16 protein-coding genes and 1 pseudogene are annotated in these 24,671 nt (G+C 76.1%); 7 read left to right on the top strand and 10 right to left on the bottom strand.

The annotated features are described in order from the left end of the window. Positions 1–121 precede the first annotated feature (121 nt). The gene (gene sucB, locus ABZS80_RS24340) at positions 122–1,933 is read right to left on the bottom strand and encodes a 2-oxoglutarate dehydrogenase, E2 component, dihydrolipoamide succinyltransferase (protein WP_355059247.1); all 1,812 of its coding nucleotides are present in this window, start codon (positions 1,931–1,933) and stop codon (positions 122–124) included. Positions 1,934–1,998: 65 nt separating this feature from the next. Beyond that, a complete protein-coding gene (gene lpdA / locus ABZS80_RS24335; protein ID WP_355059245.1) occupies positions 1,999–3,390 on the bottom strand; it encodes a dihydrolipoyl dehydrogenase in 1,392 nt (463 codons plus the stop codon). Positions 3,391–3,568: 178 nt separating this feature from the next. Between lpdA and ABZS80_RS24330 the strand changes: the two genes are divergently transcribed. Further along, on the top strand, positions 3,569–3,898 hold the full coding sequence (locus ABZS80_RS24330) for a hypothetical protein (protein ID WP_355059243.1): 330 nt from the start codon (positions 3,569–3,571) through the stop codon (positions 3,896–3,898). A gap of 63 nt (positions 3,899–3,961) precedes the next feature. On the opposite strand, the gene ABZS80_RS24325 is transcribed toward ABZS80_RS24330, so the two are convergent. Beyond that, the gene (locus tag ABZS80_RS24325; RefSeq protein ID WP_355059241.1) at positions 3,962–5,530 is read right to left on the bottom strand and encodes a leucyl aminopeptidase; all 1,569 of its coding nucleotides are present in this window, start codon (positions 5,528–5,530) and stop codon (positions 3,962–3,964) included. Positions 5,531–5,695: 165 nt separating this feature from the next. Between ABZS80_RS24325 and gcvT the strand changes: the two genes are divergently transcribed. Then, complete coding sequence (gene gcvT, locus ABZS80_RS24320) at positions 5,696–6,826, top strand: glycine cleavage system aminomethyltransferase GcvT (protein ID WP_355059239.1); 1,131 nt, start codon at positions 5,696–5,698, stop codon at positions 6,824–6,826. A gap of 82 nt (positions 6,827–6,908) precedes the next feature. On the opposite strand, the gene ABZS80_RS24315 is transcribed toward gcvT, so the two are convergent. From ABZS80_RS24315 to ABZS80_RS24300, 4 genes and pseudogenes are all read right to left on the bottom strand, one after another. Next, the gene (locus ABZS80_RS24315) at positions 6,909–8,198 is read right to left on the bottom strand and encodes a DUF2314 domain-containing protein (RefSeq protein ID WP_355059237.1); all 1,290 of its coding nucleotides are present in this window, start codon (positions 8,196–8,198) and stop codon (positions 6,909–6,911) included. A gap of 65 nt (positions 8,199–8,263) precedes the next feature. Next, positions 8,264–9,037, bottom strand: coding sequence for an adenosylcobinamide-GDP ribazoletransferase (locus ABZS80_RS24310; RefSeq protein WP_355059235.1), 774 nt, complete (start codon positions 9,035–9,037; stop codon positions 8,264–8,266). Beyond that, positions 9,027–11,069 carry a bifunctional adenosylcobinamide kinase/adenosylcobinamide-phosphate guanylyltransferase gene (locus tag ABZS80_RS24305; protein ID WP_355059233.1) on the bottom strand — a complete coding sequence of 681 codons (2,043 nt, stop codon included), beginning with the start codon at positions 11,067–11,069 and terminating at the stop codon, positions 9,027–9,029. The genes ABZS80_RS24310 and ABZS80_RS24305 overlap by 11 nt, the downstream gene beginning before the upstream one ends. Before the next feature lie 1,263 nt (positions 11,070–12,332). Further along, a pseudogene (locus ABZS80_RS24300) lies at positions 12,333–13,142 on the bottom strand (serine/threonine-protein kinase); the annotation flags it as partial. Between the two features lie 124 nt (positions 13,143–13,266). Here ABZS80_RS24300 and ABZS80_RS24295 point away from each other — a divergent pair. Further along, complete coding sequence (locus tag ABZS80_RS24295; protein WP_151465692.1) at positions 13,267–13,467, top strand: hypothetical protein; 201 nt, start codon at positions 13,267–13,269, stop codon at positions 13,465–13,467. Then, positions 13,464–14,261 (top strand): site-2 protease family protein, encoded by a 798-nt coding sequence (locus tag ABZS80_RS24290; RefSeq protein ID WP_355059231.1) that lies wholly within the window; start codon positions 13,464–13,466, stop codon positions 14,259–14,261. Before ABZS80_RS24295 ends, ABZS80_RS24290 begins: the two co-directional genes overlap by 4 nt. 106 nt (positions 14,262–14,367) lie before the next feature. Here ABZS80_RS24290 and ABZS80_RS24285 read toward each other — a convergent pair whose 3' ends face one another. Both ABZS80_RS24285 and ABZS80_RS24280 read right to left on the bottom strand, forming a co-directional pair. After that, positions 14,368–15,366, bottom strand: a complete 999-nt coding sequence (locus ABZS80_RS24285) for an aldo/keto reductase family protein (RefSeq protein ID WP_355059229.1) — start codon at positions 15,364–15,366, stop codon at positions 14,368–14,370. An 85-nt stretch (positions 15,367–15,451) separates the two neighbouring features. Further along, on the bottom strand, positions 15,452–21,301 hold the full coding sequence (locus ABZS80_RS24280) for a WG repeat-containing protein (protein ID WP_355059227.1): 5,850 nt from the start codon (positions 21,299–21,301) through the stop codon (positions 15,452–15,454). Between the two features lie 161 nt (positions 21,302–21,462). Here ABZS80_RS24280 and ABZS80_RS24275 point away from each other — a divergent pair, with 161 nt between their 5' ends. From ABZS80_RS24275 to ABZS80_RS24265, 3 genes are read left to right on the top strand one after another with little or no spacing between them, the layout of a single operon-like run. Further along, complete coding sequence (locus tag ABZS80_RS24275) at positions 21,463–22,314, top strand: ABC-2 family transporter protein (RefSeq protein ID WP_355059225.1); 852 nt, start codon at positions 21,463–21,465, stop codon at positions 22,312–22,314. Further along, a complete protein-coding gene (locus tag ABZS80_RS24270) occupies positions 22,307–23,116 on the top strand; it encodes an ABC-2 family transporter protein (protein ID WP_355059223.1) in 810 nt (269 codons plus the stop codon). The genes ABZS80_RS24275 and ABZS80_RS24270 overlap by 8 nt, the downstream gene beginning before the upstream one ends. After that, positions 23,113–24,081 (top strand): ATP-binding cassette domain-containing protein, encoded by a 969-nt coding sequence (locus ABZS80_RS24265; RefSeq protein WP_355059221.1) that lies wholly within the window; start codon positions 23,113–23,115, stop codon positions 24,079–24,081. Before ABZS80_RS24270 ends, ABZS80_RS24265 begins: the two co-directional genes overlap by 4 nt. 10 nt (positions 24,082–24,091) lie before the next feature. Here ABZS80_RS24265 and ABZS80_RS24260 read toward each other — a convergent pair whose 3' ends face one another. Continuing rightward, positions 24,092–24,652, bottom strand: coding sequence for an XRE family transcriptional regulator (locus ABZS80_RS24260; protein WP_355059219.1), 561 nt, complete (start codon positions 24,650–24,652; stop codon positions 24,092–24,094). Between the last annotated feature and the right edge of the window lie 19 nt (positions 24,653–24,671).

The raw sequence follows: 24,671 nt of genomic DNA, 5'->3' as shown, positions 1-24,671 counted from the left end.
GCGTCGCTGGCGCGCCGGCCGGGTTTTTGTGCTGTGCGTCTCGCGCCCCCGCGCCCCCCCCCCCCCCCCCCGGGGGGGGGGGGGGGGCCCCCCCCCCCCCCGCCCCTCTTCCGTCAGGAGGTCAGAGCCCCAGCTCGGCCTCGAAGTTGGCGGCCTCCAGCCGCTCCTTGACCGCGGTCAGGAAGCGGGCCGCGTCCGCGCCGTCGATCAGCCGGTGGTCGTACGACAGGGCCAGGTAGACCATCGACCGGATCGCCACGACCTCGCCCAGCTCCGGGTCGTTGACCACGACCGGCCGCTTCACCACGGCGCCCGTGCCGAGCATCGCCGACTGCGGCGACGGCACGATCGGGGTGTCGAAGAGCGCGCCCCGGCTGCCCGTGTTGGTCAGGGTGAAGGTCGCCCCGGCCATCTCGTCCGGGGTGATCTTGTTGGCCCGGGTGCGCTCGGCCAGGTCGGCGACCCGCTTGGCGATGCCGCCCAGGTTGAGGTCACCGGCGTTGTGGACGACCGGCACGAGCAGCCCTCGCTCGGTGTCCACGGCGATGCCGAGGTGCTCGGCGGCCGGGTAGGTGATCGTGCCGCCGTCCAGGTCCATGCTGGCCTGGATGATCGGGTAGGTCTGCAGCGCCTCGATGGCGGCGAGAGCGAAGAACGGCAGGAAGGACAGCTTCACGCCGTGCTTGGCCTGGAACGAGTCCTTCGCCCGCGCCCGCAGCTTGGCGACCCGGGTGACGTCCACCTCGATCACCGTGGTCAGCTGGGCCGTCTCGTGCAGCGACTGCTGCATCCGCTTGGCGATGGTCGCCCGGATCCGGGGCAGCTTCTCGGTGGTGCCGCGCTTGCCGCTCGGCTGCGGCTTTGCGGCCGGCTTGGCCGGGGCCGGAGCCGCGGCGGCCGGAGCCGGCTGCGCGGCCGGCGCGGCCTGGGCGGCCTTCGCCTTCTCGGCCGCCTCCAGCACGTCCTGCTTGCGGATCCGCCCGCCGACGCCGGTGCCGTTGACCGAGGAGAGGTTCACTCCGTGCTCGGCGGCCAGCTTGCGCACCAGCGGGGTCACGTAGCCGGCGCCCTCCTCGCCACCGGCCTGGGCCGGGACGGTCGGCCGCTGCGGCGTGGGGGTCGGCGCGGCCGGCTGGGCGGCCTGCTCGACCTTGGCCGGCTGCGCGGCCTGCTCCGTCTCCGGGGCCGGCTCGTTGTACGACATGCCCGGGGTCGGCTCCTCGACCTTCGGCTCGGGCTTCGGCTCCGGCTTGGGCTCGGGCTTCGCCTCGGCCTTGGGCTCGGGCTTCGGCTCCGCCTTCGGGGCGGCCGGCGCGGCGCCGGCCGCGCCCACGATCGCCAGGACGCCGCCGACCTCGGCGGTCTCGTCCTCGGGAACCTTGATCTCCAGCAGCGTGCCGGCGACCGGCGACGGGATCTCGGTGTCGACCTTGTCGGTGGAGACCTCCAGCAGCGGCTCGTCCACCTCGACGGTCTCGCCGACCTGCTTGAGCCAGCGCGTGACGGTGCCCTCGGTGACGCTCTCGCCCAGGGCCGGCATCTTCACCGGGGTGCCCTCGCCCGACGGCGCGGCGGCCGGGGCGGGCTCCTCGACGGCCGGCTGCTCCGCCTCGGCCTGCGGCTGGGCGGCGGCCTGCTCGGCCTGCTCCGCCGGGGCCTCCTGCTGCTGCGGGGCGGCCGCGCCGGCCTCCTCGCCCGGACCGGCGATGACCGCCAGCTCGCTGCCGACCTCGGCGGTCTCGTCCTCGCCGACCACGATCCGGCTCAGCACGCCCGCCGCGGGCGACGGGATCTCGGTGTCCACCTTGTCCGTGGACACCTCGAGCAGCGGCTCGTCGGCCTCGACGGTGTCGCCCTCCTGCTTGAGCCAGCGCGTGACGGTGCCCTCGGTGACGCTCTCACCGAGCCGGGGCATGGTGACCGATACCGGCATGTTCTCCAGACTCCTTCGTTCCCTGGTGGGATCATCGCCCGTCGCCGGACGCCGCGGTTGTCGTGTCAGTTGTGCGCGTGCAGCGGCTTGCCGGCCAGGGCCAGGTGCGCCTCGCCCAGGGCCTCGTTCTGCGTCGGGTGGGCGTGCACGAGCTGCGCCACCTCGGCCGGGTAGGCCTCCCAGTTGTAGATGAGCTGCGCCTCGCCGATCAGCTCGCCGACCCGCGCGCCGACCATGTGCACGCCGACCACCGGGCCGTCGTCCACCCGGACCAGCTTCACGTGGCCGGTGGTCTTGAGGATCTGGCTCTTGCCGTTGCCACCCAGCGGGTAGGTATAGGTCTTGATCTTGTCGGCGCCGTACTGCTCCTTGGCCTTCGCCTCGGTCAGGCCGACCGACGCCAGCTCCGGGTCGCAGTAGGTGACCCGCGGGATGCCGGCCTCGTCGATGACCGCCGGGTTCTTGCCGGCGATCTCCTCGGCGACGAAGATGCCCTGCTGGAAGCCACGGTGGGCGAGCTGGAGGCCGGGCACGATGTCGCCGACCGCGTAGACGTTCGGCACGCTGGTGCGCAGCCGCTCGTCGGTCAGCACGTAGCCGCGGTCCATCTTGACGCCCTGCTCCTCGTAGCCGAGGTTGGCGGTGTTCGGGCCGCGGCCGACGGCGACCAGCAGCAGCTCCGCCTCGACGGTGTCGCCGCCCTGGATGGTCAGCTTGACGCCGTTCTCGGTCTTCTCGACCTTCTCGAACGGCTTGCCGACCTTGAAGTTGATCTTCCGCTTGCGGAACGCCCGCTCCAGCGCCTTCGAGGACTCCTCGTCCTCGGCCGCGACCAGCCGGGGCAGCGCCTCGACGATGGTCACGTCCACGCCGAAGGACTTCCAGACGCTGGCGAACTCGACGCCGATCACGCCGCCACCCAGCACGATCGCCGAGGAGGGGACGCGGTCCAGGGTCAGCGCGTGGTCGCTCGTGATGATCCGCTCGCCGTCGACCTCCAGGCCGGGCAGGCTCTTCGCGTACGAGCCGGAGGCCAGGATCAGGTTGCGGCCGGTGTAGCGCTTGCCGTCGACCTCGACGACGTTCTTCCCGACCAGCTTGCCGGCGCCCGCCACGAAGGTGATCTTCTTGGAGCTGCCCACCAGGCCCTGGAGGCCCTTGTAGAGGCGGGAGATCACGCCGTCCTTGTACGAGTTGACCGCCGCCATGTCGATGCCGACCAGCTCGGCCTTGACGCCGAACTGCTCCGACTCGCGGGTCTGGTCGGCGATCTCGGCGGCGTGCAGCAGCGCCTTGGTGGGGATGCAGCCGTTGTGCAGGCAGGTGCCCCCGAGCTTGCCCTTCTCGATCAGGGCGACGGAGAGGTCCAGTTGGGCGGCACGCAGCGCCGCCGCGTAGCCGCCGCTACCACCTCCGAGGATGACGATGTCGAAGGTTGCGTCGTTCGGCTCGCTCACGTCCAACTCCCAGGTCGCGTCGCTGCATTCGGGGGTTACGGGGGAGTAACAGGCACACCCCACCTCGGTCATCTTGTCACCACCGGGCACAGGGCGCGTAGTGAGGTGCCCAACGACACGTCGGTGACACGTACGCTTGGCACCGTCTTCGATGACGGACGGGGGAGGAGTGGGTTCGGTGGGGCTGTTCCGACGACGAAAGCAGGCGGGCGCGGTGAGTCGCGACCGGGCCGCCGACCGCGCCGATCTGGACCATCTTGAGAGTTTCGTCCGCACCCGGCGGGGCGTCGAGGCGTTCCTGGAACCCCGGACCACGGTCACCGAGACCACGATCATGCTGATCGCCGGCGACGGAGAGTGGACGCGGAGGCGGGTCGGCGGGCCCGAGGAGGCCCGCCGGTTCGCCCACCGGCTGGCCATCCCGATCTACGACGTCCGGCTCATGGGCTACCCGCAGCGGATGCGCGACTACAACGAGCGCCGCAAGCGCCGCCCCGAGCTGTTCTGACCCGGACACCCGAACGGGGCGCCCCCCGGCGAGGGGAGCGCCCCGTTGTGGCGGTGCGGCGCGTCAGCCGTTGGCGGCGACGTCGTCGACCAGGTGCAGCAGGGTCCGCACCGGGACGCCGGTGCCGCCCTTGGTCCAGTAGCCGGTGGCCTCGCCCGAGTGGTAGCCCGGGCCGGCGATGTCGATGTGCGCCCAGGCCACGTCGTCGGTGACGAACTCGCGCAGGAAGACGCCACCCTGGAGCATGTGGCCCGCCCGGTCCATGCCGGCGTTGACCTGCGAGATGTCGGCGACCTCGGATTCCATGCCCTTGCGCACGTCGTCCGGCAGCGGCATCGGCCAGGCCGGCTCGCCGGTCGCGTCACCCGCGGCCCGGACCCGCTCGCACAGCTCCGGGGTGCCCATCACGCCGGCGATCCGCTTGCCCAGCGCGATCACCTGGCCCCCGGTCAGCGTCGAGGTCTCGAACAGGTAGTCGGCCCCGTCCTCGCAGGCCCGGGCGATGGCGTCGGCCAGGATCATCCGGCCCTCGGCGTCGGTGTTGAGCACCTCGACCCGCTCGCCGCTGTACATGGTGATCACGTCGCCCGGCCGGTAGCTGGTGCCCGACGGCATGTTCTCCGCCATCGGCAGGTAGCCGGTGACCGCGACCGACGGCTTGAGCGCCGCGACGGCCAGCATGGCCGCGCCGACCGCCGCCGCGCCCGCCATGTCGGACTTCATCTCCCACATACCCTGGGCCGGCTTGATCGAGATGCCGCCGGTGTCGAAGGTGATGCCCTTGCCGACCAGCGCGACCCGCTTGCCGTTGCCGCCGCCCTCCGGGGTGTAGGTCAGCTTGACCAGCCGCGGCGGGGCCTCCGAGCCCTGGCCGACGGCGAGGATGCCGCCGTAGCCACCGGCGGCCAGCGCCGCCTCGTCGAGCACCTCGACGCCGAGCCCGGCCTCGCGGGCGGCGGCGGACACGGCCTCGGCGAACGACGGCGGACGCAGCTCGTTCGGTGCGGTGTTGACCCAGTCCCGGCTGGTCCGCACCGCGCCGGCCACCGCCTGGGCGCGGGTGACCTCGGCCTGGGCGGTCGCGTCGGCGGCGTCCGGCACGGCGACCAGCACCTCGGCCACCGGCTCCCGCCGGGCCGGCTGCGGCTTGGTCTTGTAACCGGCGAACCGGTAGCCGCCGAGCAGCGCGCCCTCGGTGACCGCGCGCAGCGCGGCCGGGGCGTCGGCGTCGTCGGGCAGCGGCAGGGCGAGCGCGACGCGGGACGCGCCGGCCAGGGCCCGGACGGCCGCGCCGGCGGCCCGGCGCAGGGTCTCCGGGGCGGGGGCGGCGCCGGACGGCTCGGGACCGAGGCCGACGGCGGTGACCACCGGGGCGGTGACCGTGCCCAGCGTGGCCAGCTTGATCACCTCGCCGGGGCCGCCGGTCGCGCCGAGCAGGGCCAGCGTCTCGGTCAGCTTGCCGTCGAACGCGGCGGCGATGCTCTCCGCACCGCTGGCCAGCAGCAGGGCGCCGGCGGGTGAGCCGGCCTCCTGCTCGGTGGTCTGGCTGTGCACGCCGATCACGATCGCGTCGACGGCGAGTTCGGCGGGGTCGGTGTCGACCAGGCTGAGGGTGGTGCGGGGCGATGTCACGAAAGCTACTCCGGGCGGGCCGGGCCGGCCGCTGCGTCGCGTACCGGCGATGAAGGTCTCCGGCGGCGAACCTACCCGCCGGACGCGTGGCTGTCCCGCCGATGGGTCAGAGGCGGGGTCCCGCCGATGCTAACCAGCCGGTCACGGGCCGGTAAGTTCGCACCCATGACCGAGGTGACCTCCGACGCCGCCGCGACCCGGCTGCGCCGTTCCCCGTTGCACGAGCGGCACACCGCGCTCGGCGCCAAGTTCGCCCCCTTCGGGGGATGGGAGATGCCGCTCGAGTACGCCGGGGGCGGCGTGCTCAAGGAGCACACCGCAGTGCGCACCGGGGTGGGCGTCTTCGACGTCTCGCACCTCGGCAAGGCCCGCGTCACCGGGCCGGGCGCCGCGGACTTCGTCAACTCCTGCCTGTCCAACGACCTCGGCCGGATCGCCCCCGGCAAGGCCCAGTACACGCTCTGCTGCGACGACACCACCGGCGGCGTGGTGGACGACATCATCGCGTACCTGTACGCCGAGGACCACGTCTTCCTGGTGCCGAACGCGGCGAACACCGCCGAGGTGGTCGGCCGGTTGCGCGCCGCCGCGCCGGAGGGCGTGATCGTCACCGACGAGCACGAGGCGTACGCGGTGCTCGCGGTCCAGGGCCCGCGCTCGGCGGAGGTGCTGGGCAGGCTCGGCCTGCCCACCGGGCACGACTACATGAGCTTCTCGGCCGCCTCGCTGAACGGCGTCGAGCTGACCGTCTGCCGCACCGGCTACACCGGCGAACTCGGCTACGAGTTGGTCGCGCCGGCCGGCGACGCGCTCGCCGTCTGGGACGCGCTGTTCGCCGCGGGCGAGGCGGAGGGGCTGCGCGCCTGCGGCCTGGCCGCGCGGGACACGCTGCGCACCGAGATGGGGTACCCGCTGCACGGGCAGGACCTGTCCCTGGACATCACGCCGGTGCAGGCCCGCTCGGGCTGGGCGGTCGGCTGGGACAAGCCGGCCTTCTGGGGCCGCGACGTGCTGCGGGCCGAGAAGGCCGCCGGCCCCGCCCGCACGCTGCGCGGCCTGGAGGCGGTCGACCGGGCCATCCCGCGCCCCGGCATGGCCGTCTACGCCGGCGACAAGCAGGTCGGCACGGTCACCAGCGGCACCTTCAGCCCGACCAGGAAGCAGGGCATCGCCCTGGCCCTGGTCGACACCGACCCGAAGCTCCCCGACGGCGAGGTGCTGGAGGTCGACATCCGCGGCCGCCGCGCCCAGATGCGCCTGACCCGTCCGCCCTTCGTGGAGCCCTCCGTCCGCTGACCCGCCGTTCCCGTCGATCAAGAGGTTTGCGTCGGGATCCGGCCCACCGGAGACGCAAACCTCTTGATCGACAAGGCCGGCTTCAGTCCGTGGGGGGTTCGCCGGCGTCGAGGACGGCCTGGGTCCAGCCGCCCTCGATGACGCCGGTGCCGTCCAGCACGGCCCAGTCGACGACGTCGGCGGCCTCCACCACGACCGGGGCGCCGATCCGGACCGTGGGGTCGCCGGCGGCGTCGCTGGCGCTCGCGCCGACGATCCGCTCCGGGGTTTCCCACGAGGTCACCCCGGCCCAGACGTACTCGGGGCCGTCGTCGCCGGGCAGCCCGTACTTGACCACGAGCTGGCTCTCGGCGGGGAGCCGGCCGGCCAGGAAGCGGGCCCGGATGTCGTCCAGCGCGGCCCGGGCCGTGGCCACGGCCCGGCTCATCGCGTCGCCGGAGCGGGCGTACCGGACGTCGGGCTGGATGCCGTTGAACAGGGTCGCGCAGGCGGCGGCGAAGTAGCGGCCGGGCGGGCCCGGATGCCCGGGCGGCGGGTTGAGGCTGAGGAACGAGTCGGCGTCCGGGTCGGTCGCCGGGTCCAGCTCCAGCCGCAGCAGCACCGGTGCCGTCGCGCCGTGCTGCTCCGGATTGCCGTACGCCACCGCGATGTCGTGCCCGGTCACCGTGGCCAGCACCGGAAGCTGCACGAACGCCGGCACCTCCTCGCCGGACAGCCCGTCGGTCCAGTCCCGCAGCAGGCGGCGGGCGGCCCCGGTCATCACCGCGCCCCAGGCCCGGGTGAGGTGGTCCGGCACGCCCTGCGCCTGCAGCTCCAGCAGCCCGAAGCGGCGCAACCCCTTCGTGGTGAACCAGAGCCCGTCAGCGTCCGACGAGTACGGCACCAGCACCCAGTCGACCAGCCGGATCCGGCCCTGCTCGTCAGGGAGGGACCGCAGCGCCGTGGCCGGGTCGAGGAACTGGAGCCCGAAGACGTCCACCACGTCCCCGTCGACCGTTTCCGCGACCGCCGCGGCCACCGCCCGGGCCGCCCACTCGTGCGCCGGCGGCCAGCCCGGCCGGTATTCGGCCTGCACCACCACGAGGTGCGTGGCGGCGGCCAGCCGGGCCAGTTGCGGCTCGGTCGCCCCGAACGCGGTGAGCAGGTCCGGCGGCAGCTCCGGGAACTCGCTGACCGGGCGGGTGTCCACGGTCATCAGCGGGCTGTCCAGCATCTGCCGGGCCAGCCCGTGCACCGGCTCGGCGAGCCGGCCGGCCAGCCGCTCCACGGCGGTCTTCGGGCTCACCTTCGGCAGGCCGACGATCGGCACCAGGTAGGTCGCGTCCAGCGACTCTGGCACCGGAACGGGCAGGAAGTCGTCCGTGATGAGCATGCCGTCCCCCTCGACCGTGCCGGTGCACCTCGCCTGAGAACGCTACCCGCCCGGACGGGTGGGGCTCAGGCGGACAGCACCAGTCCCAGGTAGGACAGCGTGGTGACGATCTCCACGAACGCGCCGAGCACGTCGCCGGTGATGCCGCCGAGCCGGCGTACCAGGTGCCGCAGCAGCCCGGCCGCGACGGCGAGCGCGGCCAGCACGGCGAGCGGCCCCTGCCACGGGCGGCCGGGCACCGCCGGCACGGCCAGCAGCGCCACGGCGGCCGTGCCGGCCACCAGCGCGACCGGCCCCACCGTGCCGGCCACCAGCGCGCCCAGGCCCTCCGGCCGGGCGGCGGGCACCCCGCGCCGGCAGGCCAGCGCGACAGCCATCCGGCCGGCCGCCGTCGCGGCGACCACCGCCGCCAGCGCGGCCGGCCGGGACCGCCCGGCCAGCTCCGCGAGCACCGCGGCCTGGAGCAGGAGTACGACCACCAGCGCCACCACGCCGAACGGCCCGACGTCCGGCTTCTTCATGATCTCCAGCGCCGCGGGCCCGCGCCGGTAGGAGCCGAGCGCGTCCACCGTGTCGGCCAGCCCGTCCAGGTGCAGTCCCCGGGTGAGCAGCGCGCCCAGCGCGACGGTCACCCCGGCGGCGACCAGCGGGGGTGCGACCGCCGCGGCGAGCAGCAGCACCGCACCGAGGAGCGCGCCGAGCAGCGCACCGACCGCCGGAGCCAGCGCCATCGCGGCGCCGGCCGAGGCCCGGTCCACCCGGCCGGCGCGCACCGGCGCCGTGGTGAACGTGGTGAGCGCCAGCCGGATCCCGTCGCCGAGCCGGAACTCAGTCGGCACGTCGGCCGGGGGCGACCGGCTCGTCCGGCTCGACCGTGGTGGGCCCCGGACCGGCCGGCTCCGGCTCGGTGAAGTCCGGCTGCGGCCCGGTGCTGGTGGGCCCGGGGCCGGCGGGTTCGGGCTCGGTGAAGTCCGGCTCGGGTCTGGTGCTGGTGGGTCCGGGGCCGGCGGGTTCGGGCTCGGTGAAGTCCGGCTCGGGTCCGGTGCTGGTGGGTCCGGGGCCGGCCGGTTCGGGCTCGGTGAAGTCCTCGTCGTCCCCGCCGCCGAGCGCCGGGTGCACGGGCAGGCCGGCGGCGAGCGACAGGGCCGTGCGCAGCAGCGGCAGGGCGGCCAGCGCGGTCGTTCCCTCGCCCAGGTCGAGCCGGAGGTCCAGCAGCGGGGTCAGGCCCAGCACGTCGGCGGCGAGCCGCACGCCGGGCCGGCCGCCGTGGTCGGGCAGCAGGCACCAGTGCCGGGCCTGCCCGGCCAGGTCGCGGCTCACCATGCCGGCTGCCACCCCGACCGGCCCGTCCAGCAGCACCGGGACGCGCCGGGCGGTCGCGCCGAGCAGTACGCCGGTGGCCACCGCCACGTCGCCGCCGCCCAGCTCCGCGAGCACGTCCTTGGCCTCCCGGGCGGAGCGCCGGGTGCGGTGCAGCGCGTCCCGGACGGCGGCGCAGCGGACCATCCAGGCGGCGTCGTCGAACTCGCCGTGCTCGGTCACCACCCGGCCGAGCACCGCCGGGGGTTCCGCGCCGGCCGTGGCCGCGAGCACCGCCGCGGCGGCCGTCTCGGTGCCGGCCCCGCACGCCGCGAGCACCAGCAGCTGTACGCCCGCGTCGGCGGCCTGCTCGGCGAGCCGCCACCCGTAGCGCAGGGCCGCCTCGACCTCCTCGCCGGTGAGCGCCGGCCCCTCCTCGATGGGGGCGGAGGCGGGTGTCTCCACCACCTGGAGGCTCGCGCCGTTCTCGGCGGCCAGCCGGGCGAGCGGCCCCTTGCCGGCGCGCGCCTGCCGGGCGCGGCGGGCCGACCCGCCGGGCGCGGCGCCGGCCGACGCCCCGCCCTCGTGGTCGCCGTGCAGCAGCAGCACCCGGACCGAACTCCACGGCGTCGGGGTCGCGGTGCCCTGGGTGGCGGCGGCGAAGCCGACCACCCGTTCCAGCACGCCGAGACCGGCGCCGGGGATGTCCAGGGTGGCGAGCCGGTCGACCGCCTGCGGCCCGGTGTAGTCGTCGGGCATCGGCAGTTCCATGCCGGGCTGGATGACCAGGCCGGTGGCGACCATCGGCAGCGCCATGGTCGGCGCGGCCCAGTCGGCCGGGCCCGCCGCGGCGACCGGTGCCGGGGCCGGAACGGTCGGCGCGGTCGGGGTGAGCACCTCGGGCAGCGCCTCGTCGGGCGCGCCGGCCGGTTCGGGAGCGCCCGGTGCGGCGCCCGCCTGTGCGGGACCGGCTGGTGCGCTGGCTGCCGGTGCCTGACGGGCCTCTGCCGCGCCGGCCGGGGCGGCCGCCGGCTTCAGCCAGGCGGTCTGCCCGGCCACCACCAGGGCGACCGCGTCGCAGGCCTCGGCCACGGCCCGGTTGGTCGCGCCCAGAGCGTCGGTGAACGCCCGGCCCAGCGGTGTGGTGGGCACCAGGGACAGCCCCACCTCCGGGCTGACAAGCACCAGCCGGGCGGCGCTGGCCCGGACGGCCGCGGCCAGCTCCGCGATGGTGGCCGTGTCGTCGGCCGGCTGGTGCGCCGGATCGAGCAGCACGGTCACCCAGCCGCCCAGGTCGTCGACGAGCAGCGTCTCGTTCGGGCCGGCCGCCGCGATCACCTCGGCCAGGCGGCCGGGGTCGGCGGCGGTCTCCTCGGTGGTCCAGCTGCCGGGCCGGCGGGCGCGGTGCGCCGCGAGGCGGGTCGCCCACTCGGTGTCCTCCGGGTCCCCCTCCGGGGCGGTGGCCACGTACCGGACCGTGGGCGCGTCGGCGACCACCGACTCGGCGAACTCCGACTTGCCCGAGCGGATACCGCCGAGCACCAGGAGGGTGTTCCACCCGTCTACCGACATGCCCGTACCTTAAAGCCGCCCGGCGGGTCGCCGCCCGCCGCCCCGGTGTCAGTCGCAGTGCTCGAACGGGCTGGCGTAGCTGGCCCCGCCCGCCGACCCGCCCCACTTCACGCAGACCCCGGCGGCGGTGGCCCGCACCGGCCCGGCGTAGTACTGGTAGGCCCCGCTCTCGGTGTGCCGCGCCTTGCCCTTCACCTCCAGGTAGGCGGTCACCGTGGTGGCCCGCCCGACATCGGTGTCCTTGAGGGTGACCACGCAGTTGGCGCTGCTCGCGGTGCTGTAGAGCAGGTAGACACGCCCCTTGCGCACCCCGCCGGCGGTCAGGGTCGCCGAGTCGATCACCTGGTAGCCGCTGCCGCACGCCTGCGCCGCCGTGTACGGGTTGGGCTTCTGCGGGGCGGCCGTGCTGCCGGTCGGCGCGGGCGCGCCGGTGGTCGGCGCCGGGTCACCGGCCGACGGGCTGCCCCCGCCCGTGGCCGGGCGGCTCGGCGTGGCCGACGGCGACCGGCTGGGCCGCCCGGTACGGCTCGGCGTCGGTTCCCTGCCGGCGCCGGTGGACGCCTCCGGCTGCCCGGGGTCGGCGACCGCGGACTCCCCGGTCAGCGCGGCCGGGCGCTGCCCCGGGTCCGTGTCGCCGGGGGAGTGCAGCACGGTCACGACCACCGCGGTCAGGACGGCGACCAGCACCACGCCGGCCGCCCCGGCCAGCGCCAGTGCCCGGCCGCGGCCCCGGCGCTCCGCCGGCTCCTCCCGCGTCGGCGGCACGCCCGAACCGGCGTGCCGGTCCCGCACCGACCCGTGGCCGGGCTCCCCGCCCGGCTGCGCGGCGCCGACCGACCAGGCCGGCCCCGGCGCCGGGCCCTGTCCGGCAGCCCCGGGAACGGGACCGGAAGCCCCGGAGGCGGGACCCGGGCCGGCGGAGACGGAACCGGGAACGGCGGAGGCGTGCCCGGGAGCGAAGACCGGACCGGGCGGCCCGGTGCGGGCGTCCTGGACCGGGCCGGGGGCGGACAGCGGTGCGGCCGGGAACGCCGCCGGCGACTGACCGTCCGGCCACTGGCCGGAGTGGGGCTGGCCGGCAGGGGGCTGCCCGGTGGGCGACTGGCGGGAAGGTGGCTGGGAGGGCGGCGCGTGACCTGTGGACGGGTCCGGGGTCGGCGCGGGCCCCGGCAGGACGGCCGGACCCGGCATGGCGGGGCCCGCGACCGCCCACGGCGGGCGGGGCGGGGCGGGGAGCTGGGCCAGGGTGGCGTCCCGGGCATCCTGGGCGGCCTCGGCCAGGGCGAGCGCGCTCGGGAACCGGTCGGCCGGACGCTTCGCCAGCGCGCGGCCGACCACCTCGACCACCGCCGGCGGCGTGCCCACCAGGGGCGGGGGCTCGTCCTGGACGTGCCGCATGGCCACCTGGAGCGGGTTGTCGCCCTCGAAGGGCGGCCGCCCGGCCAGGCAGTAGTAGGCGACGGCGCCGAGCGCGTAGACGTCGGTGACCGGCGACACCGGCTGGCCGGCGGCCTGCTCCGGCGACATGTACGAGGCGGTGCCGAGCACCATGTGCGCGGCCGTGATGCCCGCCATGGTGCTGGCCCGGGCGATGCCGAAGTCGACCAGCACCACCGTGCCGTCCCGCTTGACCAGCAGATTCCCGGGCTTCACATCCCGGTGGACGATCCCGGCGAGGTGGGCGGCGTGCAGCGCGTGCGCGGCCTGCCCCACCACCGACATGGTGGACGCCGGGTCGAGCCGGCCGGCGCGCCGGATCCAGGTGACCAGGGGCTCGCCGTCGACGTACTCCATCACGAGGTAGCTGACCTGGCTGCCGTCGGCGAGGGTCGCGGAGCCGAAGTCGTGGACCTGCACGATGCCGGGGTGCCGCAGTGCGGCCAGCATCCGGGCCTCGGCGTGGAAGCGGGTGGTGAACTCGGGATCGGCGACCAGCGAGGGCAGCAGCACCTTCACCGCGACCTCGCGGCCCAGCAGGGTGTCGGTGCACTTCCAGACGGCGCCCATGCCGCCCGTCGCGATGCGTTCGCCCAGCCGGTAGCGATCGCTGAGCACCACTCCTTGAGTCAGCACCGGGTCACCGTACCGGTCCGGGGTGCCGGCATGATCCACGTGGCGGCCGGGCCGTCCCGCGTCGGGCCGACTAGGCTTGCGGGGGTTTCCGTCCCAGGGCGACGGCGGCGAGGGGAGACGCGGCATGGCGTGGAGCTGGCGGTACGAGGGCACGAACGGCACTTCGGTCGACGGGCCGGGTGAGTCGTTCCCCAGCCAGGCGGACGCCGAGTCGTGGATCGGCCAGGCCTGGCGGGAGCTCGCGGCGTCCGGCGTCACCTCCGTCGCGCTCGTGGAGGACGACCGGGTGGAATACCGGATGAGCCTGCTGCCCCCGGCCGAATGACGGGCTACGACCGCCCCCGCGACCCGCTGGTGCTCGGGGTGCCCCGGGCGGCGTTCCGGCCCAGCGCGATCTTCCTCGCCCTCGTCGCGGTCTTCGTGGCCAGCGGGGTGATGACCTGGAACGGGGTCGGCAGCGTCCGCTTCGACGTCTTCCTCTTCGTGGTCTCCGGCTGGCTGGTCTCACTCTGCCTGCACGAGTACGCGCACGCCGTGGTCGCGTACCGGGCCGGGGACCGGGACATCGCCCACCGGGGCTACCTGACGTTGAACCCGCTGAAGTACACGCATCCGCTGCTGTCCATCGTGCTGCCGGTGGTCGTGGTGCTGCTCGGCGGCATCGGCCTGCCCGGTGGCGCGGTCTGGGTCGACCGGCACGCCATCCCGGGCCGCCTGCGGCACACCCTGGTCAGCCTGGCCGGGCCGGCCACCAACGTGCTGTTCACCCTGCTGCTGGTGCTGGCCGTGCAGGTCGGCCGGGAGGTCGGCGGCCCGCTGGAGTTCTGGGCCGGCGTGGGGCTGCTGGCGTTCCTCCAGCTCACCGCCAGCGTGCTCAACCTGCTGCCGGTGCCGGGCCTGGACGGCGGCAACATGATCGAGCCGTGGCTGTCCCCGGCGTACCGGCGGATGTACGAGCTGTTCGCCCCGTACGGCTTCATCCTGCTGTTCGCGCTGCTGTGGAGCCCGCGGATCAACGGCTGGTTCTTCGGCGCCGTCTTCTCCGTCGGGGACCTGCTCGGCCTGCCGCCCCAGCTCTACGGTCTCGGCTGGCACCTCATCCGGTTCTGGGAGGGCTGACCCTCCGGAACCGGGAGCCGCCGCGCAGCGGCGGGGTGCTCCGGGCCGCGCGTACCCCCGAGGGGTCCCGGGCCGGCGCGGAGGCCGCGCCGGCCCGGGGGGAGCGTCACGGACGCTGCGCCGGGCTCTCGGTCTTCGCGGGGTCCCGCTCGGTGACCGGCTCGACGATCTCGTCGATGGCCTTGAGCAGGTCGGCGTCGAGCTTCACGCCCGCCGCCTTCACGTTGTCGTGCACCTGGTCCGGCCGGGACGCCCCGACGATCGCCGAGGAGACGTTCGGGTTCTGGAGCACCCACGCGACGGCGAGCTGCGGCATGGTCAGGCCGGCCTGCTCCGCCAGGGGCTTGAGCCGCTGCACCCGGGTGAGCACCTCGTCGGTCATGAACCGGGCGATGAAGCCCGCGCCGGACTTCTCGTCGGTGGCGCGGGAACCGGCCGGCGGCGGCTGGCCCGGCAGGTACTTGCCGGAGAGCACGCCCTGGGCCATCGGCGACCAGACGATCTGGCCGACGCCCAGCTCCTCGCTCGTGGGGATGACCTCGGCCTCGATGACCCGCCACAGCATCGAGTACTGCGGCTGGTTGGAGACCAGCGGGATGCGCAGCTCGCGGGCGAGGCCGTGCGCCTCCCGGATCTGCGACGCCTTCCACTCGGAGACGCCGATGTAGTGCGCCTTGCCGGAGTGCACGACGTCGGCGAACGCCTCCATCGTCTCCTCCAGCGGCGTGCTGTAGTCGTAGCGGTGGGCCTGGTAGAGGTCGACGTAGTCGGTCTGCAGGCGGCGCAGCGAGCCGTTGATCGACTCCATGATGTGCTTGCGGGACAGGCCCCGGTCGTTGCGGCCCGGCCCGGTCGGCCAGAACACCTTGGTGAAGATCTCCAGCCCCTCGCGCCGCTCGCCCTTGAGCGCGCGGCCGAGCACCTCCTCGGCCTTGGTGCCGGCGTAGACGTCGGCGGTGTCGAAGGTGGTGATGCCGTCGTCCAGGGCGGCCCGCACGCAGGCGGTCGCCGCCTCCTCCTCGACCTGCGACCCGTGGGTGATCCAGTTGCCGTACGAGATCTCGCTGACCAGCAGGCCCGAGCGGCCTAGGTGTCGGAATTCCATGCCTCGACCCTAGCCCTGCCCGATCATGGTCGGCGTGTGACGCTCCCCGCCGCGCCCGGGCACGCCGCCGCCCGGGTCCGGCGCGTCAGAGCACCGGGCTGGTGTCGGCGAGCAGCCGGTCGATCTCCGCGACCACGGCGGCCCGGCCCGGGTGCACCAGGTCGATCAGCAGGTCACCCCGCCGGTCCAGCGCACCCCACCGGCCCGACTCGTCGCCCACCAGGAACGCCACCGGATGCACCACCAGCGACGGGTACGCCGGCGCGACCAGCACCCGTCCGGTCCGGTCCACCACACCCCGGCGACCGGCCAGCTCCACCACGGCCAGGCCGTCCTCGGTGAAGCCGTCCACGTGCCGGCCGTCGGCCAGCGCCGTGGTGAGACCGTGGTACCGGGTCGGCACCACCACCTGCCCGGTCCGGTCCACCGCGCCCCAGCCGCCGTTCTGCCGCACCGCCGCCAGGCCGCCCCGGAACGGCCGGACGTCCTCGTAGCCCGGCGGGATCTTCACGATGTTGGTGCGGTCGACCGCCATCCACCGGCCCTTGCCGTCCATCGACACCCAGGCCAGCCCCTCCGAGAACGAGCCCACCGCCCGGTAGCCGTTGTTCGCCTCGATCAGCGCCGCCCCGGCCGTGTCGATCAGCGCCCAGCGGGACGCCTCCGGGCGGCGTACCCACGCCAGGCCCTCGCGGAACGGCTGCACCTCGGCGTACCGGTGGCCGATCACCAGCTCGCCCTCCGCGTCCGCGTACCCCCAGAGCGCCTGCTCCTCGTCGAACGTCGGCACCGGCTGCCGCTCGCCGCCCAGGAGCGTCTCCCGGCTGCGCGGCTTCGGCCCGAACCCGCCGGCCGCGGCCCGCTCGGCGACCGCGTCCAGCGCCAGCGTGGTCCGCGCGTTCAGCTCCCCGTCCTCACCCTGGCGCAGGTCCAGCGCCCGCTCGAAGTGCAGGCACGCCTCGGTCAGCCGGCCCTGGTCGTAGCAGGAGCGGCCCGCGTGCTCGTGCAGCACCGCGCGCAGCCGGTCCGGCAGCTCCGGCGAGTTGGCCTCCGCGAAGAGCCGGTCCGCCTCCGCGTACTCGCCCCGCCAGCGCAGCACCTCGGCCAGCCGGGCGCGGGCCAGCGCGGTCCGCCGCAACTCACCGGTGGAATCCGCGTACGTGAGGGCGAGCCGCGCGTCGGCCACGGCGTCGTCCAACTCGCCGAGGACGCGGGAGGCCACCGAGCGCAGGCTGAGCAGCCGGGCGCGGCTGCGATTGTCCAGCGCGCTGCCGAGCTTGGTGGTCAGACCGTCGCGGATCTCCCGCAGCGCCGCGGAGTCGGGGGCCTCCTCGCGGAGGGTCTCCGGGTGCAGCCGCCAGCGGACGGCGGCCAGCGCCTGCTCCGGGTCCGCCGGGCGGACCTCCCGCCGTTCGACGTCGGCGGCCGCTTCCTCGTCGGGTGCGTCCTCTTCGGCGGTGTCCTCGTCGGACGCTTCGTGGTCGGCGGCTTCCCGGTCGGCGGCCTCGTGGCCCGTGGCTTCGCGGTCGGCGGCCTCGTGGCCCGTGGCTTCCCGGTCGGCGGCCTCGTGGTCCTCGACTTCGTGGTCGGCGGCTGGGTGGTCGGCCGCTTCCCCGTCGGCGGCTTCGTGGTCGGCTGCGGCCTGGCTGCTCGGTCCGGCCGGTGGCGTGGGTGGGGCGTCCCGGACCGGGATGGGATCGGCGGAGGGCCCGGCCGGGGTGGCCTGCGTGGGTATCCGCGCGTCCGGCGGACCCGGGGCGGGACGTGGCTGGTCGGCGGCGGGGCTCGGCTCCCGCGGTGTCGCGGCGGCCTGCGGCGAGGTGGCTGCCGGTGCGGCATCGCCCTGGGCCGGTTCCGCCGGTGCCGGAATCCCGGCCCGGTCCGGGGCGGGTGCCGACGCCATCCCGGCCCGCTCGGGTGCGCGCGGCGCCGGGGCCGGGGCGACGCGGGAGGGTGCGGCGTCCTGGGTGGCCTCGGCCGGTACGGCGGCCTCGGTCGGCGGATGCGGCGTGGGGACCGCCGGCGTGCCCCCGGTGTCCCTGGGTGCGGGAGCATCGGCGTCCCGGCGCTGCCCCGGCGGAACTGCCGGGGTGGGCGCGGATCCGGCGGGGAGCGGTGCGGCGTCGCCGGACGGGTCGGCAACCGGCGGCGTCCATGGCGCCGGAGCGGGCCGGTCGGTGGCCGTCGACGGGGCCGTGGCCGGGGCGGTGGCCGTGGACGGCGTCGTGGCCGGGTCGGTGGCCGTGGACGGCGTCGTGGCCGGGGCCGTGGCTCCGGGCGCGTCGGACCGCGGCCCGGCGGGAGCGGGTTCCGATCGCGCCGGGACGTCGGCCGCCGGCTCGGGCGGGCCGGAGACGGGCCGGGCGTCGGGTGCAGGGCTGGCGGTGCCCGAGCCGACCGGGGCGGGCGCGGGTTCCGGCGACCGCGCGGCGGCCGGATCCGACCCGGCCCGGACGTCGACGGCCGGGGCCGGCCGCTCCTGGTCGGGTGTGGACGTGTCCGGGCGCAGCGCCGCCCCGGGCTGGGGCGGCGGGTCGGACAGCTCCGGCGTCGGCCGGGTCGCGGCCGCCTCGCGTCCCGCATCCTCCTCCCGCGATCCGAGGGCCGGCGCTTCCCGCATCGGCGCGGCCGACGAAACTGCCCCGTCGCGCACGTCGACCGGCCGGTCCTGATCGGCGGGGGTGTGGTCGACCGAGGGTGTGGCCGGCGTCGTGCCGACGGGCTGCCCGGCCACCGGACCGGCGTGGCTGTGATCGTCGGCCGGACCGGCCAGCGGCACGTCGACCGGCCGTACGGCCGGTGGATCGGCCGGACCGGCTGCCGGCGACGACAGCGGCCCATCGGCGTGCGCGGGATCGGACGCCTCGGTCGGAGCGGCCGGCGACACCGGCTCGTCCGCCCGGAACCAGGCCTCCGCGTCACCGTCCGCCGGTTCGGCCGGCCGGGTCGCCGCCGGGTCCTCCGGCCGGTCGGCGACCTCGCTGAACCCGCCGTTCCCGTCGCCGGCGATCGGCGTGGACGCCGGGTCGCCCGCGCGCGGCGAGCCCGTTCCGGCCGGGGTGGTCGTCCGGCCGTCGTCCGCCGGCCGGGTGGCCTCGGCGGGCGTCGCCGGACCGGCGGTGCTGCCCGCCCGGGTGCCCTCGGTGGGCACGGTCGGGCTGGCGGTGCGCTCGGGCCGGGCAGCTCCGGGCCCGGGGTAGGCGGGTGGTGCGGGTCGGGTCGCTGCGGCCGGCGCCGGCACGTCGAGGGGCCGGGCCTGCGGTGGCGTGGTGTTCCGGGGGCCGTCCGCCGCCGGCTGCTTCACGGGATGTGCGGCCGGGGCCGCAGCCGGTCCCGCCGGCCGGTCGAACCGATCGCTCGGCACCGGTCGATCGCCCGGGCCGGTGGGCCGACCCGGAACGGCCGGACCGGAGGTGAGCGCACCCGAGGCAGGCCCGCCGGACGGGGGAGGCGCCGGGACCGCTGCACCGGAGTCGGGTGGGCCGGAGACGGGTGGGCCGGAGACGGGTGGGCCGGACACCGGCGCCTCGAAGACCGGCGGTGCGGAGACGGGTGCCCCCGGCGTGCGCGTACCGGAAACGGGAGCGTCGGCGACCGGGGCGCCCGACACCGGCGTGGCCGGCAGCGGTGCGCCCGAAACGGGTGCGCCCGGCATGGCCGTGGCCGGCGGCGGCGCATCCGACACCGGCGTGGCCGACAGTGGCGGGCCCGACACGGGCGTGGCCGGCAGCGGTGCGGTCGGCACCGGGTTGACCGGCAGCGGCGCGTCCGACACGGGCCTGACCGGCAGCGGCGCGTTCGACACGGGCGTGGCCGGCAGCGGCGCGCCCGAGACGGGCTCCGCCCGGCGTGGGTCCGGTCGGGTCGCCGGTTCCACCGGTGGCCGCCGGACGTCGTCGGGCCGGGTCGGCGGGGCCGGCATGGCGGGCTGACGCCGCTCGTCCGGCCGCGCCGGCGGCACGGGCCGCTGGCGGGCATCGTCGGTGCGCGGCGGAGGCGGCGCCATGGGCCGGTCCGGCCGCTCCCCGGGTCGAGCCGGGGCGGCCGGCATGGCCGCCTCCCGTCGCTGGTCCGGTCGTGTCCCGGGCTGGGGCTGCGGCCTGGCCTCGTCGGGGCGCACCGGCCGGTCCCGCGGGTCATCCGGGCGGGCACGCGCGGCCGGCGCGACCGGCGGTCGCCAGCCGTCGCCCGGACGGGCCGGCCCGGACTCGCCCGGCCGCCCCTGCCACCCGTCCGGCCGCGGCCCGTCCGGCCGCGGCCGGAACTCCGGCCGGGGTCCGACCGATTCAGGCCGGGGTCCGACCGATTCAGGCGGGGGTCCGACCGATTCAGGCCGGGGCCCGACCGAGTCAGGACGCGGCCCGACCGAGTCAGGACGCGGACGGGTCGACTCCGCTCGCGGCCCGACCGGCTCCGGCCGTGGCCCCACCGGGTCGGGGCGCGGACCGGTGAACTCGGGCCGGGGACGGGTCGGCTCGGGCCGGCCGTCCACGGGTTCCGGGCGGCGACGAGCCGACTCCGGTGGTGGGCCGGCGACGTCCGCCCGCGCGCTGCCCGACTCGGGGCGGCGGCCGTCGTAGCGAGCCGCCTCGTCCACCGGGCGGCCGGGGCGGCCGTCCGGGCCGGGCCGGTCCACCGTCGGGCGGTGCCGCTCGTCGGGGCGGTACGCGGCCGGTTCGGTGCGCGGTCGCCGCTCGACGACCGGCCACTCCCCGTGGTGCGGGCGCGTGCGGTCGCCCGGCGGGCGCTGACCCTCCCGGCGCTCCTCCGGCCGGAACGCGGCGGGGCGCGATTCGCCGTACCGGCCCGGCTCGGCGCGGTACGGGTCCACCGGCGGGCGCCCACCCTCGGGCGCCTCCCGGTACGTCTCGGCCCGCGCGGCCGCCTCCCGGCGCGGCGGGCCGTCGTAACCCCGGTCCGGCTCCCGGTGCGGTCCGTCGAAACCGCGACCCGGCTCGCCACGCGGCGGCCCGTCGTGGCCCCGACCCGGCTCGCCACGCGGCGGCCCGTCGAAACGTGGATCGCCGGGCTGGCGGAGGTCCGGGTTCCGCCGGTCCGGGCGGGCCACCCCGGTGTCGCGGCGGTCGGGGAACCCCTGGTCCCGCCGACCGGGCACGTCCTGGTCGCGCCGCTCCGGACGCCCGGGCTCGGCGTCCCGCCGACCCGCCCGCCCGTCGAACGCCGCCGGATCCCGCCGGCCGTCGAACGCCGCCTCCCGGCGCTCCTCGAACCGCGGATCACGCCGGTCGTCGGATCCCGGGTCGCGCCGGCCCTCGAACGCCCGGTCCCGCCGGCCGTCGAACGCCGGCTCGCGCCGGTCCACCGGGCCGCCCGGCGGCGGGTTGGTCCGGCCGTCCGCCGGCGCGCGGCGCTGCTCCGGTCGGCCCGATCGCGGCGCGTGCGGGTACTCCTCCGGCTCCGGCACCCAGCCGGGCTCGGCGGCGGGGGAGACCGGCCGGAGCGGCGCCGCCCCACGCACCGGCTCCGGCCGCACCCACCGCTGGTCGAACCGGTCGCCCGGCCCGCCACGCCGGGCACCGTCCTCGGGCCGCCGCCCGTCCCCGCCCGGCCGCCCGCCGCGCCGACCGTCGAGGTCGTCGGGTCCGGCGGGGCTGACGGGGTACGTGCCGCGTCGCCGGTCGGGGTCGTCGGGTCCGGCGGGGCTGACGGGGTACGTGCCGCGTCGCCGGTCGGGGTCGTCGGGTCCGGCGGGGCTGACCGGGTACGGGTCCTCGCCCCACGGCGCCGGGCTGACCGGGTGCACCTCGGCCCGGCCGACCGCCGAGGCCCGGCCACGGGGCGCGGGCGGGGTCAGGTATTCGAGTCCGATGTCGCCGGGATAGCGCTGCCCGGGGAACTGCGGGCGCCACTCGTGGGTGGGTTCGGCCGCCCAGGAGGACTCGGCCAGCTGGCGCCAGCGGTCCCAGCCGCTCATCGGGGGACCCTGTCGCCGCCCGCGCGGCGCGGCCCCGGGGCCGGCTCGCGTCGCTCGCTCACGGCGATGTCACCTCGTTGGAAATTGTCGCGCTGGGCGCCCTTGGTGCCGGTAGAGTCGCCCGGTCCAGCACGTCGTGGCTGCGGAAGGAGGGTAGCGGCGTGGGCTCTGTCACCGCCACTGTGGCACCGCCCACGGATCCAAACGTTACCCGATGGTTTCGGACATTCGGCGCGATAGCCGCCTCCGGTTTTCGGCGTCACGCCACCTACCGGCAGGCCGCCGTGGCGGGGGTCGTCACCAACACCGTCTTCGGTTTCCTGCGCTGCTACATCTTCCTGGCGGTGGCCGGCGCGGCCGGCACGGTGGCCGGCTACGACCGCGCCCAGCTCGGCACCTTCGTCTGGGCGGGGCAGGGGCTGCTCGCGGTGATCGCCATCTGGGGCTGGACCGAGCTGGCCGACCGGATCCGGACCGGGGAGATCGCCGCCGACCTGCTCCGCCCGGTGCACCCGGTGACCAGCTACCTCGCCACCGACCTGGGCCGGGCCGGGTTCGCCTCGCTGGCCCGGCTGCTGCCGCCGGTGGTGATCGGCCCGTTCTTCTTCGACGTCTACCTGCCCCGGCAGTGGGCCACCCTGCCGCTGTTCGGGCTCTCCGTGCTGCTCGCCGTGGTGGTCTGCTTCGCCTGCCGCTACCTGGTCAACGCCACCGCGTACTGGTTGGAGGACGTCCGGGGGCCGATGATCCTCTGGACGCTGGGCTCCGGTGTGCTCGCCGGCCTCTACTTTCCGCTCGGCTTCCTCCCGGGCTGGTTGGAGGCCGCGCTGCGGTACGCCACCCCGTTCCCCAGCCTGTTGCAGGTCCCGCTGGACGTGCTGGTCGAGCGGGAGCCGATGCCGACCGAGCTGGGCCTGGTCGGGCTCCAGGTCGCCTGGGCGGTGCTGCTGCTGGCGCTCTGCCGGCTCGTGCAGCGCCGGGCCGAGCACCGGCTGGTGGTGCAGGGTGGCTGAGCCGGGGACGCTGCGGGCGTACCGGGCGCTGCTCGGGGCGCAGGCCCGGTCGCAGGCGGCGTACCGGACCTCGTTCGTCGTCGACCTCGTCGGCAACATGGGCGCCACCGTCTTCGACGTGATGACCGTGCTGGTGCTCTTCGGGGTCACCCGGGAGCTGGGCGGGTTCACGCTCCGCGAGACCCTGGTCGTCGTCGGCCTGTCGTCGTTCGCGTTCGCCACGGCCGACCTGCTGGTCGGCAACATCGAGCGGCTGCCCCGGTACGTGCGCACCGGCCTCTTCGACGCGGTGCTGGTCCGGCCGCTCGCCGCGCTGCCCCAGCTGCTGCTGATGGACCTGCCGCTGCGCAAGGTCTCCCGGGCGGTCTTCGGGCTGGCCGTGCTGGTGTTCGCGCTCGCCTCGGCCGGCATCGACTGGACGCCGGGCCGGGTCGCGCTCGCGCTGGTCGCCCCGCCGGCCGCCGTGGTCTTCTTCGCCGCGGTCTTCGTCACGACCGCCACGGTGTCGTTCTACTGGATCGACTCGGGGGAGCTGGCCAACTCGGTCACCTACGGCGGGCGCGACTTCACCTCGTACCCGGTCACCGTCTACGGCGGCTGGTTCCGGGCGCTCTTCGCGTACGGGATGGGTTTCGCCTTTGTCAGCTACCACCCGGCGCTGGCGCTGCTGGGCCGGCCCGATCCGCTGGGCCTGCCGGCCTGGGTCGGCTGGGCCTCGCCCGGCGTGGCGCTGGTCGCCGCGGCGGTCGCCGCCCTGGCCTGGCGCGTCGGGATCCGCCACTACCGGAGCACGGGGTCATGAACGTCATCGAGATGGACGGGCTGCGCAAGGAGTTCACGGTCCGGGTGAGGACCGGGCGGCTGCGCCGGGAGAAGCGGACGGTCACCGCGGTCGACGGGGTGGACCTGCGGGTGGAGCGGGGCGAGATGCTCGGCTACATCGGGCCGAACGGCGCCGGCAAGTCCACGACGCTCAAGATGCTCACCGGGGTGCTGATGCCCTCGGCGGGCCGGGCGCGGGTCTGCGGGCTGCGACCGGTGGCCGACCGGACCCGGCTGGCGCTGCGCATCGGCGTGGTCTTCGGGCAGCGCTCGCAGCTCTGGTGGGACCTGCCGCTGCGGGATTCGTTCGCCCTGCTGCGGCACGTCTACCGGGTGCCGCCCGCCGAGCACGCGGCCCGGCTGGCCCGCTGCCGGAGCCTGCTGGACCTCGACGAGTTCCTGGACACCCCGGTCCGGCAGCTCTCCCTGGGCCAGCGGATGCGCGGCGAGCTGACCGCCGCCCTGCTGCACGGCCCCGAGGTGCTCTTCCTGGACGAGCCGACCATCGGGCTGGACGTGGTCAGCAAGCAGGCGGTCCGCGGCTTCCTGGCGGAGCTGGGGCGGGCCGGCGACACCACCCTGGTGCTCACCACCCACGACCTGGCGGACATCGAGCGGCTCTGCCGCCGCCTCGTGGTGATCGACCACGGGCGGGTGGTGCACGACGGCTCGATCGCCGCCCTGCACAGGCGGTACGGCTCCCGCCGCATGGTGGTGGCCGAGCTGGACGCCGCGCTGCCCGCACCGCCGGTGCTGCCGGGCGCGCCGGTGCAGCGGGTGGAGGCGGACGGCCGCCGGCTGGTCTTCGCGCTGGAGTCGGCGAGCGTCGCCGAGGTGGTGGCGGGGCTGGCGGGCCTGGCCTCGCTGCGGGACATCTCGATCGTGGAGCCGGACATCGAGGAGGTCGTGGCGCGGCTCTACCGCGCGCCGGCCGAGGTGGGCTGAGCGCCCGCGCTCACGGGTGTTCCATGACGAGCACGGCGAAGGTGCCGGGGGCCAGTGCCTCGTACCGGTGCGGGGTGTCGCCGGGGAAGGTGGCGTAGTCGCCCGGCCCCAGCTCGACCAGGTCGGTCTCGGGGCCGACGCGCATCCGCCCGGCGGCGACCACGACGTGCTCGACGCTGCGGGGGGTGTGCGCCTCGGCGAGCCGTACCGCCCCGGGTTCCAGGTCCATCACGTAGACGTCCCGCCGGGTGTGCGGCGCGCCGGCGGCGAGCAGGGTGGCCGAGAAGTCGGCGTGCTCGGAGCGGATCCGGGGCCCCTCGCCGGCCCGCATCACCCGGACGGCGGCGGTGGGCGGTTCGACAAGGCGGCTGAACGGCACGCCCAGCGCCACGCCGAGGGCCCAGAGCGTCTCCACGCTGGGATTGCCGGCCCCGGACTCCAGCTGCGACAGGGTGGACTTGGCGATGCCGGCGCGGCGGGCCAACTCGGTCAGCGACAGGCCCGCCCGGTCGCGCTCGCGGCGCAGGGCGGCCGCGATCGTGGCGAGCGGGGGAGCGGGGTCGATCGCCATGTGTTCGCTCCAACGGTAC

Origin of the sequence: Micromonospora sp. NPDC005305, assembly GCF_040607315.1 — a bacterium.
In the GTDB taxonomy this organism is placed as follows: Bacteria; Actinomycetota; Actinomycetes; order Mycobacteriales; family Micromonosporaceae; genus Micromonospora.
Note: the sequence above shows the minus strand (reverse complement) of the source record. Positions and strands in the feature narration are given on the sequence as shown.

Bases quoted from the DNA above. Each gene is read 5' to 3' on its own strand.
- ABZS80_RS24265 (WP_355059221.1), top strand. From the start codon at position 23,113: ATGAACGTCATCGAGATGGACGGGCTGCGCAAGGAGTTCACGGTCCGG.
- ABZS80_RS24290 (WP_355059231.1), top strand. From the start codon at position 13,464: ATGACGGGCTACGACCGCCCCCGCGACCCGCTGGTGCTCGGGGTGCCC.
- ABZS80_RS24295 (WP_151465692.1), top strand. From the start codon at position 13,267: ATGGCGTGGAGCTGGCGGTACGAGGGCACGAACGGCACTTCGGTCGAC.
- ABZS80_RS24305 (WP_355059233.1), bottom strand. From the start codon at position 11,069: ATGTCGGTAGACGGGTGGAACACCCTCCTGGTGCTCGGCGGTATCCGC.
- sucB (WP_355059247.1), bottom strand. From the start codon at position 1,933: ATGCCGGTATCGGTCACCATGCCCCGGCTCGGTGAGAGCGTCACCGAG.
- ABZS80_RS24285 (WP_355059229.1), bottom strand. From the start codon at position 15,366: ATGGAATTCCGACACCTAGGCCGCTCGGGCCTGCTGGTCAGCGAGATC.
- ABZS80_RS24315 (WP_355059237.1), bottom strand. From the start codon at position 8,198: ATGCTCATCACGGACGACTTCCTGCCCGTTCCGGTGCCAGAGTCGCTG.
- ABZS80_RS24260 (WP_355059219.1), bottom strand. From the start codon at position 24,652: ATGGCGATCGACCCCGCTCCCCCGCTCGCCACGATCGCGGCCGCCCTG.
- ABZS80_RS24280 (WP_355059227.1), bottom strand. From the start codon at position 21,301: ATGAGCGGCTGGGACCGCTGGCGCCAGCTGGCCGAGTCCTCCTGGGCG.
- gcvT (WP_355059239.1), top strand. From the start codon at position 5,696: ATGACCGAGGTGACCTCCGACGCCGCCGCGACCCGGCTGCGCCGTTCC.